General features: G+C 69.8%; 15 protein-coding genes and 2 pseudogenes. 13 read left to right on the top strand and 4 right to left on the bottom strand.

Features of this window, described 5'->3' with window-relative positions:
- Positions 1-85 precede the first annotated feature (85 nt).
- From ABR737_RS36555 to ABR737_RS36570, 4 genes and pseudogenes are all read left to right on the top strand, one after another.
- Positions 86-1,187: pseudogene (locus ABR737_RS36555) on the top strand (IS110 family RNA-guided transposase).
- 297 nt (positions 1,188-1,484) lie between these two features.
- The gene (gene pcaDC, locus ABR737_RS36560; protein WP_350255452.1) at positions 1,485-2,768 is read left to right on the top strand and encodes a bifunctional 3-oxoadipate enol-lactonase/4-carboxymuconolactone decarboxylase PcaDC; all 1,284 of its coding nucleotides are present in this window, start codon (positions 1,485-1,487) and stop codon (positions 2,766-2,768) included.
- Positions 2,769-2,888: 120 nt separating this feature from the next.
- The gene (locus ABR737_RS36565) at positions 2,889-3,533 is read left to right on the top strand and encodes an MBL fold metallo-hydrolase (protein ID WP_350255453.1); all 645 of its coding nucleotides are present in this window, start codon (positions 2,889-2,891) and stop codon (positions 3,531-3,533) included.
- 37 nt (positions 3,534-3,570) lie between these two features.
- Complete coding sequence (locus ABR737_RS36570) at positions 3,571-4,350, top strand: exodeoxyribonuclease III (RefSeq protein ID WP_350255455.1); 780 nt, start codon at positions 3,571-3,573, stop codon at positions 4,348-4,350.
- 125 nt (positions 4,351-4,475) lie between these two features.
- Here the strand turns inward: ABR737_RS36570 and ABR737_RS36575 are convergent, their stop codons facing one another.
- Entirely contained in the window at positions 4,476-6,302 is a 1,827-nt protein-coding gene (locus tag ABR737_RS36575) for an SGNH/GDSL hydrolase family protein (protein WP_350255456.1), read from the bottom strand.
- A gap of 215 nt (positions 6,303-6,517) precedes the next feature.
- On the opposite strand from ABR737_RS36575, the gene ABR737_RS36580 reads away from it, so the two are divergent.
- The 5 genes from ABR737_RS36580 (at position 6,518) to ABR737_RS36600 (ending at position 10,376) form a co-directional block, all read left to right on the top strand.
- Positions 6,518-6,958, top strand: a complete 441-nt coding sequence (locus tag ABR737_RS36580; protein WP_350255458.1) for a DUF6278 family protein — start codon at positions 6,518-6,520, stop codon at positions 6,956-6,958.
- Between the two features lie 207 nt (positions 6,959-7,165).
- A complete protein-coding gene (locus tag ABR737_RS36585) occupies positions 7,166-7,909 on the top strand; it encodes an amino acid ABC transporter ATP-binding protein (protein ID WP_350255460.1) in 744 nt (247 codons plus the stop codon).
- Positions 7,910-7,923: 14 nt separating this feature from the next.
- Positions 7,924-8,853, top strand: a complete 930-nt coding sequence (locus tag ABR737_RS36590; protein ID WP_350255462.1) for a glutamate ABC transporter substrate-binding protein — start codon at positions 7,924-7,926, stop codon at positions 8,851-8,853.
- 18 nt (positions 8,854-8,871) lie between these two features.
- Positions 8,872-9,516, top strand: coding sequence for an amino acid ABC transporter permease (locus ABR737_RS36595; protein ID WP_350255463.1), 645 nt, complete (start codon positions 8,872-8,874; stop codon positions 9,514-9,516).
- The gene (locus ABR737_RS36600; RefSeq protein ID WP_350255464.1) at positions 9,513-10,376 is read left to right on the top strand and encodes an amino acid ABC transporter permease; all 864 of its coding nucleotides are present in this window, start codon (positions 9,513-9,515) and stop codon (positions 10,374-10,376) included. Before ABR737_RS36595 ends, ABR737_RS36600 begins: the two co-directional genes overlap by 4 nt.
- A 41-nt stretch (positions 10,377-10,417) precedes the next feature.
- Here ABR737_RS36600 and ABR737_RS36605 read toward each other — a convergent pair whose 3' ends face one another.
- Positions 10,418-10,882, bottom strand: coding sequence for a hypothetical protein (locus tag ABR737_RS36605; protein ID WP_350255466.1), 465 nt, complete (start codon positions 10,880-10,882; stop codon positions 10,418-10,420).
- Between the two features lie 671 nt (positions 10,883-11,553).
- On the opposite strand from ABR737_RS36605, the pseudogene ABR737_RS36610 reads away from it, so the two are divergent.
- Together ABR737_RS36610 and ABR737_RS36615 are read left to right on the top strand one after the other, a co-directional pair.
- Positions 11,554-12,147, top strand: a pseudogene (locus tag ABR737_RS36610) (N-acetylmuramoyl-L-alanine amidase); the annotation flags it as partial.
- A 13-nt stretch (positions 12,148-12,160) separates the two neighbouring features.
- Positions 12,161-12,730: a glycoside hydrolase family 25 protein gene (locus tag ABR737_RS36615; RefSeq protein WP_350255467.1), complete on the top strand. Its 570-nt coding sequence runs from the start codon at positions 12,161-12,163 to the stop codon at positions 12,728-12,730.
- Positions 12,731-12,733: 3 nt separating this feature from the next.
- Here the strand turns inward: ABR737_RS36615 and ABR737_RS36620 are convergent, their stop codons facing one another.
- Together ABR737_RS36620 and ABR737_RS36625 are read right to left on the bottom strand one after the other, a co-directional pair.
- On the bottom strand, positions 12,734-14,305 hold the full coding sequence (locus ABR737_RS36620) for an esterase/lipase family protein (RefSeq protein ID WP_350255468.1): 1,572 nt from the start codon (positions 14,303-14,305) through the stop codon (positions 12,734-12,736).
- A 164-nt stretch (positions 14,306-14,469) separates the two neighbouring features.
- The gene (locus tag ABR737_RS36625) at positions 14,470-15,249 is read right to left on the bottom strand and encodes a hypothetical protein (protein WP_350255469.1); all 780 of its coding nucleotides are present in this window, start codon (positions 15,247-15,249) and stop codon (positions 14,470-14,472) included.
- A gap of 346 nt (positions 15,250-15,595) precedes the next feature.
- Between ABR737_RS36625 and ABR737_RS36630 the strand changes: the two genes are divergently transcribed.
- Both ABR737_RS36630 and ABR737_RS36635 read left to right on the top strand, forming a co-directional pair.
- Positions 15,596-16,930, top strand: coding sequence for a S8 family peptidase (locus ABR737_RS36630; RefSeq protein ID WP_350255470.1), 1,335 nt, complete (start codon positions 15,596-15,598; stop codon positions 16,928-16,930).
- Positions 16,927-17,175, top strand: coding sequence for a hypothetical protein (locus ABR737_RS36635; protein ID WP_350255471.1), 249 nt, complete (start codon positions 16,927-16,929; stop codon positions 17,173-17,175). Before ABR737_RS36630 ends, ABR737_RS36635 begins: the two co-directional genes overlap by 4 nt.
- Positions 17,176-17,244: the final 69 nt, after the last annotated feature.

A 17,244-nucleotide genomic window follows, 5' to 3' on the forward strand; every position in this document is an offset into this window, starting at 1 on the left:
CAATCAGGCTTATTCACAGTTCTGACCGCCCGCGCGGTCCGGTGCCGGCCACGCGATGCGCCATCGGGTCGGGAGGTAAACGAACATGACCGATACGTCCTTAACCCCGCGTACTCGCCGACGCCGGCCCACGGGGGAGGTGGTCCTCGGAGTGGACACGCACCGGGACGCCCATGTGGCTGCCGTGCTCTCCCTGGTGGGGGCGGTGATCGGTACCGAAGAGTTCCCGGCCACCGCGGCCGGATACCGCGAACTGCTTCAGTGGACCAGCGGCTTGGGCACGGTACGGCGGGCCGGGGTGGAGGGCACCGGCTCCTTCGGAGCAGCCCTCTCCCGCTACCTGCTGACCCAGGGCGTCGAAGTGCTCGACGTAAACCGGCCCGACCGGACCGACCGCCGTCAGCGCGGCAAAACGGACCCGCTCGATGCCCAGAACGCAGCCCGGGCGGTGCTGAGCGGGCGGGCACGCGCCCGGGCCAAGTCAGGCGACGGGCCGGTGCAGATCGCCCGGATGTACAAACTCGCAAAGGCCTCAGCGGTCAAGGCCCGCACCCAGGCGATCAACCAGCTCAAGGCCGTCCTCGTCACCGCCGCCCCGAACCTGCGGGAAGAACTGGCCCGGCTGAACAATTCGGAACTCTTCCGTACCTGCGCACGGTTCGCCGACGACTGCAAGAACGACGAGGGCGGTGAAGAGGCGGTGCTGAAGGCCACCCGTATGACCCTGTGCCTGCTGGCTCACCGAATCGAGCAGCTCACCGAACAGATCCAGGACCTGGAACGCCGCCTGGCCCTGCTCGCGGAACGCCACGCCCCGCAGCTGCTCACTGTGGTGGGCATCGGTCCGGACACGGCCGTGACTCTGCTGATCACGATGGGGGACAACCCGGAACGTCTGCACAGTGAGGCGTCCTTTGCCGCGCTGTGCGGGGTCAGCCCTGTCGAGCGTTCCTCGGGCACTCGGCAGTACCGTCGCCTCAACCGCGGCGGCGACCGGCAGGCCAACGCCGCCCTCCACCGGATCGTGCAGACCCGCCTGCGCTTCGAGCCACGCACCCAGGACTACTACGAACGCCGCACCAAGGAGGGCAAAACCCGACGCGAAAATCGTCCGATGCCTCAAACGCTACGCCGCCCGCGAGGTGTTCCACCTGGTCAGGCCCACACAGTCATGCCCCCCGTCATAGGGGCAGTGTGAGATCTGAGAGCGCGTAGGGGGTAAGTGAGACATCTGCACACCCTGCAAGGCTGCCTTGATGGGACAGAAGACGCCCCGGTCCTGATCACGAGCAAGGCACCGGCGTCCGGCCCGGCGGATCATGGTGAGCTACGACGAGCCGAGTCATCCGATTGTCCACGTCGTCTAGGCGGTAGAGGCCCTGACCTGCGCAAACTCCGCTTCGGTCGTGGCCGGCGGGCACACTCCGACGGCTCTTCCTGACCCGGGCGTCAGGACCGCGTCAAAGAGCCGGTAGCGTGGCCGGGTGAGTGAGAAGACCCTGCAACACCGGATCGACGGCCCCGACGACGCCCCCGTACTCGTCCTCGGTGCCGCTCTGGGTACCACCTGGCACATGTGGGACCGGCAGATCCCCGAGCTGACCCGTCACTGGCGGGTCATCCGTTTCGACCTGCCCGGACACGGCGGCTCGCCCGCCCACGCGGCGGCCTCCATCGCCGAGTTGGCCGACCGGCTGGTCGCCACCCTGGATGCCCTGGGCGTGGACCGCTTCGGCTATGCCGGCTGCAACATCGGCGGAGCCGTCGGCATCCAGCTGGCGCTCACCCGCCCGCATCAGGTCACCTCGCTCGCCCTGGTGTCCACGTCGCCGCGGTACGGCACGGCCGACGCCTGGCGCCAGCGCGGCGTGGTCATCCGCACGAACGGGCTGGAGCCGATCGCCCGTACCGCGCCCGAGCACTGGTTCACCCAGGGTTTCGCCGGTGCCCAGCCCGCGATCGTCGAATGGGCCGTCCAGATGGTGCGGACCACCGACCCCGGCTGCTACATCGCCGCCTGCGAGGCGCTGGCGTCCTTCGACGTACGGTCCTCCCTCGGCCGGATCGGCGTCCCCACGCTCGCCGTCGTCGGCTCCGAGGACCAGGTCACCCCGACCACCGACGCCCGCACCCTCGTCGCCGGAATACCCGACGCGAGCCTGGCGCTGGTGCCCGGCACCTCCCACCTTGCGCCCGTCGAGCAGCCCTCGGCCGTCACCGAACTCCTCATCCGGCACTTCTCCACGGCCTGGCACGACAAGCCCGGGCCCGGCGGTCAGACCGCCATCGGCGCCGCGGCCCCCAAGCCGCAGATCGCGCCCCCGCCGCCCCCGATGGCGCCGCCCGCCGCCATAGAGTCCGGCCACGCCCAGCCGGAACAGGCCCGCGGCGCCACCTACGAGGCGGGCATCAAGGTCCGCCGTGAGGTCCTGGGCGACGCCCATGTCGACCGGGTCGAGGCCGCCGCCGACGACTTCACCGGCGACTTCCACGACTTCATCACCCGCTACGCCTGGGGCGAGACCTGGACCAGACCCGGTCTGGACCGCCGTACCCGCAGCGTCATCACCCTCACCGCACTGGTCGCCCGCGGCCACCACGACGAGCTGGCGCTGCACACCCGCGCGGCCCTGCGCAACGGCCTCACCCCCACGGAGATCAAGGAAGTCCTGTTGCACACCGCCGTCTACTGCGGTGTCCCGGCAGCGAACTCCGCCTTCGCCGTCGCCCAGCGGGTGATACGGGAAGAGACGACGCCGGAGGGCTGACGAGCCCCCCACGGGACGGCGCGCGGACGACGTGCCACGGCGAGGCGCGGGGCGTTGCCAGGGGCGCGCCCGCCGCGGCCCGCACCGGCCCGCACCGGCCCGCCACGGCAAAATGGGCCCATGGAACTCACCAAGAAGACCCATGCCTGTGTCCGGCTGGAGAAGGACGGGCGGACGCTCGTCATCGACCCCGGTCTCTTCACCGAGGAGGACGCGGCCGTCGGCGCGGACGCGATCCTGGTCACCCATGAGCACATGGACCACTTCAACGAGGACCGGCTGCGGGTGGGCATGGAGGCCAACCCGGCGGCCGAGATCTGGACGCTGGCCAGCGTCGCCGACCAGCTCGCCGGAGTGTTCCCCGGCCGGGTGCACACAGTCGGCGACGGCGACACCTTCAGCGCCGCCGGCTTCGAGGTGGAGGTGCACGGCCAGCTGCACGCCGTCATCCACCCCGACATCCCGCGCATCACCAACGTCGGCTACCTCATCGACGGCGGCACGGTCTTCCACCCGGGCGACGCCCTCACCGTCCCGGAGGGCCGCACGGTCGAGACCTTGCTGCTGCCCGTCCACGCCCCCTGGAACAAGATCGCCGAGATCATCGACTATGTGCGCGAGGTCGCGCCGCGACGGGCCATCGACATCCACGACAGCCTGCTCCAGGACCACGCCCGCCCGATCTACGACTCCATGATCGACAAGCTGGGCGGCGGGGCCGACCACGGCCGTCTCACCCCGGGAGACCGGACCGCCCTTGGCTGAGGGCTGACTGTCAGTGCCGCGCGGTAGGTTTACCGGCATGCGCATCGCGACCTGGAACGTCAATTCGATCACCGCCCGCCTTCCGAGGCTGCTGGCCTGGCTGGAGCGCACCGGCACGGACGTGCTGTGCCTCCAGGAGACCAAGTGCACCGCCGAGCAGTTCCCGTACGACGAGTTGCGCGCGCTCGGCTATGAAGCCGCGGTCAACGCCGACGGCAGGTGGAACGGCGTGGCCCTGCTGTCCAAGGTGGGGCTCGAGGACGTGGTCAAGGGCCTGCCCGGCGGCCCGGAGTACGACGGGGTGCAGGAGCCGCGGGCCGTCTCGGCGACCTGCGGCCCGGCCCGGGTGTGGTCCGTGTACGTCCCCAACGGCCGCGAGGTCGGTCATGCGCACTACACCTACAAGCTCGGCTGGTTCGAGGCACTGAAGACGGCGGTCGCCGAGGACACGGCGGGCTCCCGCCCGTTCGCGGTCCTCGGCGACTACAACGTCGCACCGACCGATGAGGACGTCTGGGACCCGGCCGTCTTCGAGGGCGCCACCCATGTCACGCCCGCCGAGCGCGCCGCCCTGGCCGCCCTGCGCGAGGCGGGCCTGTCGGACGTCGTGCCGCGCCCCCTCAAGTACGACCATCCCTACACCTACTGGGACTACCGCCAGCTCGCCTTCCCCAAGAACCGCGGTATGCGCATCGATCTCGTCTACGGCAACGGGCCGTTCGCCAAGGCCGTGTCGGACGCGTATGTGGACCGCGAGGAGCGCAAGGGCAAGGGCGCCTCGGACCACGCCCCGGTCGTGGTGGACCTCGAGGTCTAGGGGGAGACACCCCTAAGAGCGGTGTGACGGCCCCGGCGGGGAGCCGGCCCGCAGCCCCCGGCCGAGGGCCACGGGCCGGCGGGCGGCAGGCACCGGGGCGGCGTCGGTTCCGTCCCGGGAGAGCGTCAGCCCCGCCCCGGTACCAGCGCCCGCAGGTCCACCGCGTTGCCGAGCGCCGCAAGTCCCGCGTCGCCGGGGTGGAGGTGGTCGCCGCTGTCGTAGGCGGGCAGCAGCCGTGCGGGCCGCTGCGGATCGCGGAGTACGGCGTCGAAATCGAGCGTCGCCTCGAAGACGGTGCCGGCATGGCCGCGTACGAAGGCGTTGACGGCCTGGCGGCGGGCTTCCACTTCCGGGGTGCAGTCGGGGTAGCCCTCACAGGGTGCGATGGTCGCCACCACCACCCGCAGCCCCCGCTCGTGCGCCCGCCCCGCGAGGGCACGCAGCCCGGCGATGACCTCATCGGCCGAGGTCCCCCAGCGCACATCGTTGATGCCCTCGAACACCACCACCGTCCGCGCCGAGGGCTGTGCCAGCACATCGCGCTCCAGCCGATGCTGGGCGCTCACCCCGCCGGTGTCCGTGCTGACCCCGTCGCCCGGATAGCGGTCGGTGACGATCCGGTTCGCCGAGATGCCCTGGCCCAGCACGCCGTAGCGGGGCAGCGCGTGCTGCGCCTGGAAGCGGCGGGCCAGCACGTCGGGCCAGCGCCGGTTGGTGCCGCTCGTCGACTTCACCCCGTCGGTGATCGAGTCGCCCAGGGCCACGACCGAGCCGGGCCCGCCCGCGACGTCGACGCCGGTCAGGAACGGCCAGAAGGTCATCGTTGCGGGGTAGGCAGCGCCCCCGGTGTCCGCGGTGCGGTCCCCGCTGCCCGCGGCGCTCAGGTACGACTGCTGGGCCGCCTCCTGGTGCACGGGCGCCGCCGTCACCGTTCCCGGCAGATGGAGGCTCACCAGCAGATCGGTGCCGGTCGGAACGGTGAAGTCGACGGGATCGCTGAACGCCTCGGCCCCGGCCGGTATGCGGACCCGGGTGTGCCCCCTGCCGAAGGTCAGCGGCACCGGTGTGCGCTTGGCCGCCGCCCCCGTGCCCCGCACCGCGATGCTGGCCGCCCCGATGTCCACCGGCGCGGCGGCGAAGGTGTTGGCGATCCGTATGCGCGCCCGCGGCCCGCCCGCGCCGCTGTGCACCACCAGCCGCAGCGTACGGTCGGTCCAGGGCCCGACCGCCCGGTAGCCCGCCGTGCTCGCCGCCCAACTCCCGGTCCTGCCACGCCCGGTGTCCCGTACGGACACCGCGAAGACATGCAGTGCACCGGACGGCCCGGACGCCTCCGGCAGCACCACCGAGCTCACCTCCCGCCCCGCCCGCAGCGGCACGGTCACCGCGTACAGCCGCGCCGTCCCGGGCAGTTGCCCACCCGGACCGTTGAGGTGCGGCAGCGTCACCGCCTTGGTGGCCGGCGGTCCCGACCGCCAGTCGGGCGCGGTGAGTTCATAGGTGCTGTGCGACCCGTCCCGGTAGCGCACGGTCCCGGTGCCCATGGCCGCACCGCCCGTCCCGGCGACCAGGAAGGTCAGCGCCTCGCCCCGGCCGCGTACCGCCACCTGCTGGCCGTCCGCGAGGACGTTGTCCGGCGTCCCGGGCGCGGTACGCGGCAGCGTGAGCCGGGCCCCGTCGAGCGTCAGGACGCTTCCGGGCGACCAGCCGGCCGCCGCCAGGTCCTGAGCGGACAGCGAACGGCCCGCCCCGTCGAAATTGGCCGCGCCGGGCCGGGAGTTGTCACTGACGGCCCGGTTGTCGAAGAGCCTGGACAGGGGCAGCGGGTCGTGCGGTCCTGCGGCCGGCGGCGCGTGCGCCGCGACGGCCGCCGCGGCTTCGGCATCGGTGGCCGGCAGTGCGGTCGCGGTGAGCAGCAGGCTCAGGGCGGTGCCCCATCGTCGTACACGCATCGGTCCGTATCCCTCCGGTGGGCGCGGGCGGGCAGGTATGAACGGCGTTCCGGGCTGGTCCCGCGAGAGGCGGGGGACTCCTGGGGGCCGGTCAGATCCGATCCGAGCGCCATGAAGGTAGGGAGGTACGGGGGAAGCGTCAAGGTGACGAACGGGGTACGGGTGCGCCGCGCGCCTGTGGCCGCGACCACAGGGCGGGTGGGACCCTGCAGACCATGAACATGTCTTTCCTGGACAAGTGGCGCAAGCGGCGGCAGGCGCACCGGTCCGTGCCGCTCGCGGAGTCGGTGCGCGCCGATCCCGAAAGCGTCGTCGAGCTGCTGTCCGAGTGCGAACTGCTGCGGGCCCAGGCCGCCACGGAGGGCGTGGAACTGGACGACTCCGTACGGTCGTTGGAGGCGTTGGACCAGCTGCAGCCGGTCTGGCGGGACGACCCGGAGGTGCTGCCCTGGCTCGGCAACGACGCCGGTCTCTACCTCGGCACGGTCGTGGTCCGCACGGTACCCGGCGCCGTCTGGCACGTCTGGCCGGACGGGCAGCCGGTGGTCCGGCTGGAGTCCGGGCGGGAGATCGACGTGGTGGCCACGGGCCATGAGTGGGCCGATATCGGCGCGCCGGAGCTGTCGCAGGTCTACGCCGAGGTCTCGGAGAGCTGATCCCCGGCCGGGAAGCCGTGGGAGCGGCCCGCACCGGCCCGCAACGGCCCGCCCCGGCCCTCGCGCCGGCCTCGTGCAAGGTTCCCCCGTAGCCCTGATTCACCCGCCCATCTCTGCGCATACGTGCGTGTCAGTGGAGAAGTGCCCTATTCGCCCCGGTAGGTTGCGAGTTCTCCGCTGTACGGATGAGAGTGGGCAGGTCTGCATATGGCCGGTGATGCGCTGATTGAACTGCGCGGGGTCAACAAGCACTACGGAAAGCTGCATGTCCTGCGGGACATCGACCTCACCGTCGGCCGCGGGGAGGTGGTCGTGGTCATCGGGCCCTCCGGGTCCGGGAAGTCCACCCTGTGCCGGGCCATCAACCGCCTGGAAACCGTCGAGTCGGGCACCATCGAGCTGGACGGCCGGCCGCTGCCCGAAGAGGGCCGTGCGCTGGCCCAGTTGCGTGCCGAAGTCGGCATGGTCTTCCAGTCCTTCAACCTCTTCGCTCACAAGACCGTGCTGGACAACGTGATGCTGGCGCCGATGAAGGTCCGCAAGACAAAGAAGGACGAGGCCGCGCGGCGCGCCCGTGAACTCCTGGACCGGGTGGGGCTCGCCTCCCAGGCCGAGAAGTATCCGGCGCAGCTCTCCGGCGGCCAGCAGCAGCGCGTCGCCATCGCCCGCGCCCTCGCCATGGACCCCAAGGCGCTGCTCTTCGACGAACCGACCTCCGCCCTCGACCCGGAGATGATCAACGAGGTGCTGGAGGTCATGCGGCAGCTCGCCCGGGACGGCATGACGATGGTCGTGGTCACCCATGAGATGGGCTTCGCCCGCTCCGCCGCCAACCGTGTGGTGTTCATGGACGACGGCCGCATCGTCGAGGACCGCACCCCCGAGGACTTCTTCACCGCGCCGCGCAGCGAACGGGCGAAGGACTTCCTCTCCAAGATTCTCAAGCACTGAACGGGGGCGTCGTGATGCCGCACAGCCACTCCTCGCCCCTGCGCCGTGCCCTCGTGGCCGTCGTGCTCGCGGTGCTCGCGCTGGCCCTCGCCGGCTGCGGCCGGGAAGGCAGCCCGCCGGTCAAGGGCCCCAAGGGCAGCGAACTGCCCCGGTACCCGGTCGCCAAGAACTTCTCGCTGCCCGCCTCCCCGACCTGGGTGCGGGCCAAGCGCCGCGGCCATCTCATCATCGGCGTCAAGGAGGACCAGCCCTACCTCGGCGAGAAGGACCCGGCCACCGGCCAGTACACCGGCTTCGACATCGAGATCGCCAAGATGATGTCCGCCGCGCTCGGCTTCCCGCCGCACACCATCCAGTTCCAGACGATCGCCTCCGCCAACCGCGAGACGGCCCTGCAGAACGGCCAGATCGACCTCTACGTCGGCACCTACACCATCAACGACAAGCGCAAGAAGCTGGTGGGCTTCGCCGGCCCGTATTACATGGCCGGCCAGTCGCTGCTGGTGCGCACCGACGAGAACGACATCAAGGGCCCGCAGGACCTGGCCGGCAGACGGGTCTGCTCGGCGGCCGGCTCGACCCCCTTCCAGCGCATCCAGGCCGACTACCCCAGGGCCGTACTGGTCTCCTACGACACCTACTCGGTGTGCGTCGACAACCTGCTCACCTACCAGGTCGCCGCGGTCACCACCGACGACGCGATCCTGCTGGGCTACGCCGCCAAGGCGCGCGACGAGCTGAAGGTGGTCGGCAAGCCGTTCTCCGAGGAGCCGTACGGCATCGGCGTGCCCCGCGGTGACAAGGCACTGCGGTTCGCACTCGACGACGCCCTCGCCGCGAACGAGAAGAACGGCAACTGGAGGAAGGCGTACGACGCGACCCTCGGCCTGTCCGGAGTCCCCGCCCCCAAGCCGCCCCCGATCGACCGCTACCCGGCGGCCTGAGCCGCCAAGGACTGACCGATGAACGTTCTCCTCGACAACCTCTCCCTCTACGGGAAGGGCCTGCTGGGCACCGTCGAACTCACCGTCTTCGCCTCGCTGCTCGCGCTCGTCCTCGGTTTCCTGATGGCCGCGTTCCGGGTGGCGCCGGTCGGCTCCCTGCGGGCCTTCGGCACGGCATGGGTGGCGGTGCTGCGCAACACGCCGCTGACGCTGCTGTTCTTCGCGGTGGTGCTGGGCCTGCCACGCTTCGGCTTCGTCCTGCCCTTCAACCTCTTCGCCATCCTGGCGCTGGGCTGCTACACCTCCGCCTTCATCTGCGAGGCGGTGCGCTCCGGCATCAACACCGTGCCCGTCGGGCAGGGCGAGGCGGCCCGCAGCCTGGGCATGACCTTCCCGCAGACGCTGGGCGGGATCGTCCTCCCGCAGGCCTTCCGCTCCGTCATCCCGCCCATCGGCTCCACCCTGATCGCGCTCGCCAAGAACTCCGCGATCGCCGGCGCCTTCAGCGTCACCGAACTCCTCGGCGTCTACAAGCCGCTCAACGAGCTGGGCTACAGCATCGTCTGGACCTTCGTCTGGATCGCCGTCGGCTATCTGATCGTGACCCTGACCATCAGCGCGCTCTTCAACGTGCTGGAGAAGCGCTTCGGAGTCGCCCGATGACCACCGCCCTCTACGACGTCCCGGGCCCGCGGACCAGGCAGCGGCACCGGTTCTACGGCCTGCTCTCCACGGCGCTGATCCTCGCCCTGATCGGCTGGGTCCTCTACCTCCTCTTCGCCACCGGCCAGTTCACCGCGGCGAAGTGGACTCCCTTCACCTACAAGGGAATTCAGGAGCTCCTGCTGCGGGGCCTGGGCAACACCCTGAGGGCCTTCGCCTTCGCGGCGGTGCTGTCGCTGGCGCTGGGCGGGGTGCTGGCGATCGGCCGGCTCTCCGAGCACCGGATCGTGCGCTGGGTGAGCACGCTGCTGGTGGAGTTCTTCCGCGCCATGCCCGTACTGGTCATGATCTTCTTCATCTATGTGGCGCTGAAGGCGGACCCGCTGATCGCCCTGGTCGCCGGACTGACCCTCTACAACGGCTCGGTGCTCGCCGAGGTCTTCCGTACCGGCGTCCACTCCGTCGACCGCGGCCAGCGCGAGGCCGCCTACGCACTTGGCATGCACAAGACGCAGGTCATGACGCATGTCCTGGTGCCGCAGGCGGTCCGGGCCATGCTCCCGGCGATCATCAGCCAGCTGGTGGTCGCCCTGAAGGACACCTCGCTCGGCTACCTCATCACCTACGAGGAGTTCCTGCACGCGGGCAAGCTGATCGCCTCCAACCTCGACTACGACCTGCCGTTCATCCCCGTCGTCATGATCATCTCGCCGATCTACATCGGGATGTGCATGCTGCTGTCCTGGCTGGCCCACTGGGTCTCCCGGCGCCAGCGGCGCAACCCCAAGGTGGAGGCCGCCGAGGTGGCCGCCCCCGAACCGGGCACCCTGCTGCCGGGGAGCCACCGGCCACCGGCCTGAGGGCCGGGGCGGCATCCGGGTACGGCCCCACCGTCCCCGCCTCAGCGGATGCTGCGCGCGAGCCAGGGACTGAGCCCGCCGCCGAAGACCGGCTCCTTGTACGTCGCGTCGCCGGGCAGTGGCACGATCAGCCACTGGCCCGGCGGGAAGACCCGCGTTCTGACGTGCGCGAGACCGCCGTACACCGACCGTAGGAACGCCGGCACCGCATCCCGTGGGACATCCGCGAACTCCACCCCGTCCACGGTGATCCGCGCATCGTCCTCGGGGAAGACCTGGACGGTGACCGCGGGCGACCCGCCCAGTTCCACAAAGGCCTCATGCGGCAGCGAGCCGTCGGCGTCCAGGACGGTGAACACCCCGGCCGCGGTACGGCGGGAGGTCCGGTCCGCGCCGATGTCGTCCGTGACGGTCAGGTCGAGGCAGTACTCGGCCGCGACCTCACGGATGGCGGTGACGGCGGACTCGGTGGTGGGCAGGTGCGGGTGCGGGTGGTCGTTCCTCATCCTGTGATCATTCCGCGGGGGCGGGCACCGCACACCGCGGGGGCGCCGCCGCCCGACCCCAGACAGTTCCACGAGGCTTCGGCGGGGAGACGGTCCAGGATTCCGGCCGGCCGGCAGGCCCGGCGGCGCACAAGGCCGACGGTGGTTCCGGTGTCTGCGTCGCGCTCCGGCCGGGCAGGTTGATCCAGATGCCACAGTCGAGGCGCAGCGCGAAAATAAAGAGAGACCGTGAGTGCTCTGGGAGGGTTCCCTCACCGCCGTCGACAAGAAGTGAGGGCAGTCCCCCTGGACCGGCGCGCCGGTGAACGCCGGCGTCGGCAGCCTGGAAGGTACGGACCCGGACGGGCGCGGGCGATCACGTGACTTCAAGGCGGCTCGAGCTACCGGAACGGCGGCTCGAGCTACCGGAACCAAGACGCCGGAGCCCATGAAGTCCACGGCGATGCCATCCGCGACCTACGGCAGCACATGGGATGGGAACGTCCGTTCCTCCACTGCCTCGTCTCGGACGGCATCGGGCAACCAGCCCATCATCACGGCAGGTTCCAGGGACGGCTTGTGACCTGGACTCTCGCAGGCGGTCCCGTAGCGCACCACAGCACTCCATCGACTGAGTCCCCCGCAACGGGGGGTTCCGTTCCGGAACCCTCCATCGCTGGAGGGAGGACACCATGGCCGCACCCCTGACCGCGGACCAGATGCTCCAGGCACTCCGCAACGAAGACCTGGTCATCAAGGAGACCCGCGATTGGCGCCACCACAACCGCAACCACAAGGGTCCGTTCAGCAATGTGAACGGTGTGATGATCCATCACACCGTCACTTCCGACACGAAGGCCACCGTCAAACTCTGCTATGACGGCCGCCCGGATCTCCCCGGCCCGCTGTGCCACGGCGTCATCGGCAAGGACGGAGTCGTCTACATGGTGGGCAACGGTCGCACGAACCACGCCGGCTCGGGTGACGACGATGTGCTTCGGGCCGTCATCGACGAGCGGCCGCTGCCTCCTGACAATGAGCAGAACACCGACGGCAACGCGAGGTTCTACGGATTCGAATGCGAGAACCTCGGCGACGGAATCGACCCCTGGCCGGAGGAGCAACTAGAGGCGGTCGAAAAGGCAGCGGCCGCGATCTGCCGTGCCTACGGCTGGCACGCCGGCAGCGTGATCGGCCACCTGGAGTGGCAGCCCGGCAAGATCGATCCCAAGGGATTCACGATGGATAGCATGCGCGCGAGGATCGCCAGGCGCCTCGCCGCCACCTGAGGAGCTGACCATGACCATCAAAGGAATCGATGTCTCGTCGTTCCAGCCGGAGAAATACCACACCGGCGGATTCGCCTTCGTATTCATCAAAGTCACGGAGGGGACCACCTACACGAACCCCAGGTGGGTCGCTCAGCGCAAGACCGCACGAGACGCCGGATTGGTGACCGGCTTCTATCATTTCGCCCGGCCCGGATCCTTTGAAGACCAGGCCGACTTCTTCCTCTCCAAGATCAATCTGGTGGAGGGGGATATCCTCGCCCTCGACTGGGAGGACCGTGGCTTCTCGAACTCCTTCAAGGACAACTGGATCAAGCGCGTGCAGCACCGCACGTCCGGGCACAGGACAGTGCTCTACTGCAACCGGGATTTCTGGCTCCACCGTGACACTACGTCCTTCGCCGGGGACGGCCTGTGGATAGCCCAGTACAACGGCAAGCCCGGTCAGCCCAACATTCAGAACCCGTGGATGTTCCACCAGTACACCGACCACCCGGTTGATACGAACGTCGGAAACTTCAAGGACAAGGTGGCACTGCGCGCTTGGTCCGCACACCGGCAGCTGGCTTCGTTCGACTGAAGCTCAGCTGAAGCGGCTCACTGTGAGGCGGAGTCGGGACTCGCTGCCGAGGATGGGACGGACCACCTCGGGCATCGGGATCTCGGTGTGCAGGTCTTCGCCGTCCTCGACCATGCGACACGGTTCCGCGGCGATCGGGTCGGTGTCGTCGATGCTGCCGGGGACGCGTGAGTTCCATGCCGCCCAGGCCTGCGTTCCCGTCTCTTCGTGCAAGCCGCGCCGGCCGACGTCGACGATGAGCGTGTCCTCCCAGTCGGGCACCTGCTCGAGGTGGTCCTCCCAGAAGAACCGGCCGCTCTTCTCCACGAGGTGGAAGACGCGCAGCACCAGCGTGTAGCGGGAGCGGAGCGTCAGCCCGCTTTCCCGGCCGTCACGGACGTTGATGCGGTCGAGGAGGAAAGCGGTGGCGAGGGGTACACCACTGCCGTCGCCCTCCGCAGAGCCGTGCCGGGCGGATTCCTGGTTCAGCTGAACGGGGCAGTAGTGGGCCGCGCGCTGCTCGTGCATGACGGTCGGCAAGCCCCTGACGGCCAGTCGCACCTCTGCCTGCCACACCCGTGATGCACCGGAGGGCTGCTCGGGCAGGTCCAGGCCGCGAAGGTCTGCCCGAACCTGGTAGTTCCCGAAGAGGAAGCGGCGCAGGTTCTGGTAGCCCTCTTCGGAATTCACCAATCCGTAGCGGCCCGAGTGGGAGCGGTGGACGAAGGCCCGGTGGGCGTGGCGCACATAGGCGTTGTCGATATGGACCAGCCCGTCGCTGCGAGGTCCGACCGCCTTCTCGACCAGTCCGTAGTCGGCCGCGTTGGTCCCGACGACACAGAACACCCGGCGCGCGTCGAAGGCCTCCGCCGGAATCTCGTTGGGCCGCCAGTCCGGCGGGGGATCGTCGCCGTGGGATGCCCCGGGGGTCAGATAGGTGTACATCCGCTCAGGGGCGAAGATGTCCGATCCCATCGGCCCGAAGGTCTCCATCGCCCAGTCGGCGAGCCCTCCGCCGAGGTCGAAGGCGATGCCGCCGTGCGGGGTTCCGTAGGTGAAGAGCTTGTCCACGAGCTCGCTGCCGGGGCAGCGAGGTTCACCCGTGCGCGGATCGGCCGTGCGGGAAACCTTCTGGATCAGGCAGCGTGCGAGCAGTCCCCCCATGGAGTGGGCAACCAGATGCACCTTGGGGGCGCCGGTCTTCCGGCGGACGAGCTGGACGAAGTCATAGAGGCGCTCTGCCGCCTTTTCGAGGTCGAACTCCTCCGGGGCCGCGGTGACGGACGTACCGAAGGTGGACGCGGCACAGTCGTAGAAGCGGTGCACCCAGATGGACTCGGGCGCGACCGCGCCATCGGCCTGCGACTGGAGATACGCGTGCTGATCGCCGCGTACCAGGAGCTGATAGCCCTCGTCGCTCATCAGCCTCAGCAGGGGACCCTCGAACTGGTAAAAGCACGGCGTCCCCTCCCCGCCGACGCGAATGTGGGTGGCGCCGCTGTTGAGCCCGTAGAACGGGTCGTCGACCTGCTTGTCCACACCGCTCGGCGGCCCGGCATATCCCCGCAGGTAGATGATGGGTGATCGCTCCGCCATGGTGAAACGCCTTCCCGAGGCAGGTGCGGCTGGTGAGCCGGCGCGCGGTCAATCGGTGACCAGGCCAGGTTGCGGCAGGAGCGTGAGGAGCACCAACCCGTCCGGGCCGGATGGGGGCGCCCGAGTCAGTTGTCGGCCACCGGATGCCGTTGCCGACGCCGTCGTCAGAGTGCCAGGTCGCGGGCGAGGGCGGTCAGCACGGCCCGGGTTTTGGTCTCGCCGCATCGCGGCGGGGCAACGTGGCGTTGTCGCAGGGCCTGTTCGAGCAGCTTCTCGGCCTCAGCCGCGTCGGCCGTGCTCGTGCGCACCGACACCTCGAGGAAGCGCAGGTCCTTGGCGATCCACTCCTCGATGACCACCGGCGGCAGCGTGCCCCAGTCCTGCTTCCACTTGACGGTGTACACCGGGCCGAGCGCCCTCAGGTCCGCGAGGTCGCCCTGCTTCAACCCTGCGGCGTCCTCCAGAAGGTGGCGGTGCGGCTTGGCGAGGAGGTGGTCCAGCGCTCCGGGCCCGGGTCTGAGCGCCGACTCGACGAGCTTTGCCTCGACCTTCCGGTCGGCCTGCAGCGAGGCGGACACCACGGGCGTGAAGGCGGGGCCGGTCCGGTCCTCCTCGATCGTGAAGTCCCAGGCCCCGTCCTCATCCTTACGGTTCTTCCGCCAGTCGGGCGGCAGCCGGGGGCACGGCCGCAGCTTGACGGTCATGTCCGTTGCGCGCTTGGACCCATGGTCCCCGTCCTCCAGACGCAGGCGGAAGATGACCCCGCGGTCGAGGAAAGGCAACGAGATGCCGTCGCCGCTCTTCCTCGGACTGTCCCAGAAGTAGAGGGTGCGACTGCGGCCCTCGCCACCCTGGAGTTCAAGCGCACAGGCCGCCTTCCTGGCCGCGTCTCCGGAAAAGCCGACCTTGATTTCCGCGGCCGTGGCCATGGGGGTCTCTGTCATGCTGCCGTTATCGCACGGGGCACAACGTCGCGCACCCGGCATCCACCGGCACGGTCGACGGGTGGCAATGCCTCTTCGCCTTCCCGAAGCACGCGGTCGGCCGGTTCGGCCTGGGCCTCATGGAGCTGGAGCCACGGGTGGTGGCGCTGTGTTGCAGGCCTTGGCGCCCGGTGAGACGGTGTACAGGGGGCAATGCCGACGGCCTGGCGACGGACAGCCTTACAGGCGACGGCACTACGCGTCGATACGCGACTGATCCGCGCCCCACCATCCTTAGGCGCCTGACACTCCGTGAATCGGCGCGCGTCCACGAACCGGGGGCAGCGCACAGAGAGCGGGAAATTCAATGGCGAACGGACCTATGGACAGGCGCGCCTTCGGCGGGCATCCCGATCAGCCTCATGGCCCCGTCATGGGCCAGGGCACGGATTACACAGGTCGATACGTGGTCCTGCTCGAACCGGGTGACCAGGAGAGCGGCCTGAACGCACTGCGTGCCTCCGCCGACATCGCGTCCGTCGAACGGGTCCGAGGAACCGAGGCCGCGCATGTCGCCGAACTCCTTGAGCGCCCCGACGTCTCGGTGCTCTTCGAGGAACTCGGCGCCGCCGTTGTCGAGGTGCGGCCCGAGCAGCGCCACGCGCTGGTGACCTCGGCCGAGGCGGAATCCTCGATCATCGCGGCAGAACCGGAGCGCATGGTCTACGCCTTGCCGATCACCGCCCCGCAGCAGGCGCCGACCGAGTTCTTCCCGGCCTACCGCAGCGACGAGGAAGTGGTCGCCCACCACACCATGGCCGAAATCGCCGCTGCCCAGGGCCCGGCCATGGACGAGCAGAGCTGGACCTGGGGCCTGCAGGCGATCCGGGCCAATCTGTCCAGCCTGACCGGACGCGATGTGAAGATCGCCGTCATCGACACCGGCGTGGACACCGACCACCCGGACCTGGTCGGGCGCATCGAGGCGTCGGCCTCCTTCGTGCCCGGCGAGGCCGTCGAGGACGGCAATGGCCACGGCACGCACTGCATCGGCACCGTCGCCGGTCCGGAACACCCCCGGCAGGGACCCCGCTACGGGGTGGCCTGCGAGGCCCGGATCCTCGCGGCGAAGGTGCTCAGCAACGCGGGCAGCGGCACCGATGGCCAGATCCTGGCGGGCATGGCCTGGGCCGTCGCCCAAGGCGCGCGAGTGATTTCCATGTCGCTCGGCGCCGGGGTCCGACCGGGTGAGCTCTTCCCGCAGACATACGAGAAGCTGGCCCAGCGCGCGCTCGAACGCGGCACGGTGATCGTCGCTGCCGCGGGCAACGACAGCCATCGGCCCCCGGAAATCCGGCCCGTCAGCCGGCCCGCCAACTGCCCCTCCATCCTCGCGGTGAGCGCGCTCGACAAGGCACTCACGCCGTCGTTCTTCTCCAACGGCGGCATCAACGGCCAGGGCGGCGAGGTCAACATCGCCGCGCCCGGCAGGGACGTGCACTCGGCTGCCCCTGGCGGCGGGTACCAGAGCCTGAGCGGCACCAGCATGGCCACCCCGCATGTCGCGGGCGTCCTCGCCTTGCTCGCCCAGGCAAACCCGAACGCTTCCGCGGCCGATCTCAGAGCCGGTCTGATGTCCGGTGCCTTCCCGCTGACGCAGCCCGCCAGGGACGTCGGCTCGGGTCTGCTCCAGGCGCCGTGAGCGAGTCGTACCGGCCCGCGCCGGTCGGGGTCATCCTCGCGGTCGACCCCGGCCGGTTCGCGGAAGTGGTCGAGGCCTTGCGACGGGCCGGACTGACGGTCACGGGCGAGCAGCCGGCCCTCGGCACGCTCTCCGGAACCGTCACGGAGGACCGGATACCGGCCCTGGAGACAGTCGACGGCGTCGAATCCGTCGACCGGGAGCGCACCATCCAGCTTCCCTCGCCCGACCACCCCATCCAATAGGTCCCGGGAAGGCCCCGGGCTAAAAGGTGCCGAACGACGGCCTATTGGCGTCATCAGCCCGGTTGCGGG

Source organism: Streptomyces sp. Edi2, from assembly GCF_040253635.1.
Lineage (GTDB): Bacteria > Actinomycetota > Actinomycetes > Streptomycetales > Streptomycetaceae > Streptomyces.

Bases quoted from the DNA above. Each gene is read 5' to 3' on its own strand.
- ABR737_RS36625 (WP_350255469.1), bottom strand. From the start codon at position 15,249: ATGACAGAGACCCCCATGGCCACGGCCGCGGAAATCAAGGTCGGCTTT.
- ABR737_RS36590 (WP_350255462.1), top strand. From the start codon at position 7,924: ATGCCGCACAGCCACTCCTCGCCCCTGCGCCGTGCCCTCGTGGCCGTC.
- ABR737_RS36620 (WP_350255468.1), bottom strand. From the start codon at position 14,305: ATGGCGGAGCGATCACCCATCATCTACCTGCGGGGATATGCCGGGCCG.
- ABR737_RS36605 (WP_350255466.1), bottom strand. From the start codon at position 10,882: ATGAGGAACGACCACCCGCACCCGCACCTGCCCACCACCGAGTCCGCC.
- ABR737_RS36615 (WP_350255467.1), top strand. From the start codon at position 12,161: ATGACCATCAAAGGAATCGATGTCTCGTCGTTCCAGCCGGAGAAATAC.
- ABR737_RS36585 (WP_350255460.1), top strand. From the start codon at position 7,166: ATGGCCGGTGATGCGCTGATTGAACTGCGCGGGGTCAACAAGCACTAC.
- ABR737_RS36565 (WP_350255453.1), top strand. From the start codon at position 2,889: ATGGAACTCACCAAGAAGACCCATGCCTGTGTCCGGCTGGAGAAGGAC.
- ABR737_RS36580 (WP_350255458.1), top strand. From the start codon at position 6,518: ATGAACATGTCTTTCCTGGACAAGTGGCGCAAGCGGCGGCAGGCGCAC.
- ABR737_RS36630 (WP_350255470.1), top strand. From the start codon at position 15,596: ATGGCGAACGGACCTATGGACAGGCGCGCCTTCGGCGGGCATCCCGAT.
- ABR737_RS36600 (WP_350255464.1), top strand. From the start codon at position 9,513: ATGACCACCGCCCTCTACGACGTCCCGGGCCCGCGGACCAGGCAGCGG.
- ABR737_RS36595 (WP_350255463.1), top strand. From the start codon at position 8,872: ATGAACGTTCTCCTCGACAACCTCTCCCTCTACGGGAAGGGCCTGCTG.
- ABR737_RS36570 (WP_350255455.1), top strand. From the start codon at position 3,571: ATGCGCATCGCGACCTGGAACGTCAATTCGATCACCGCCCGCCTTCCG.
- ABR737_RS36575 (WP_350255456.1), bottom strand. From the start codon at position 6,302: ATGCGTGTACGACGATGGGGCACCGCCCTGAGCCTGCTGCTCACCGCG.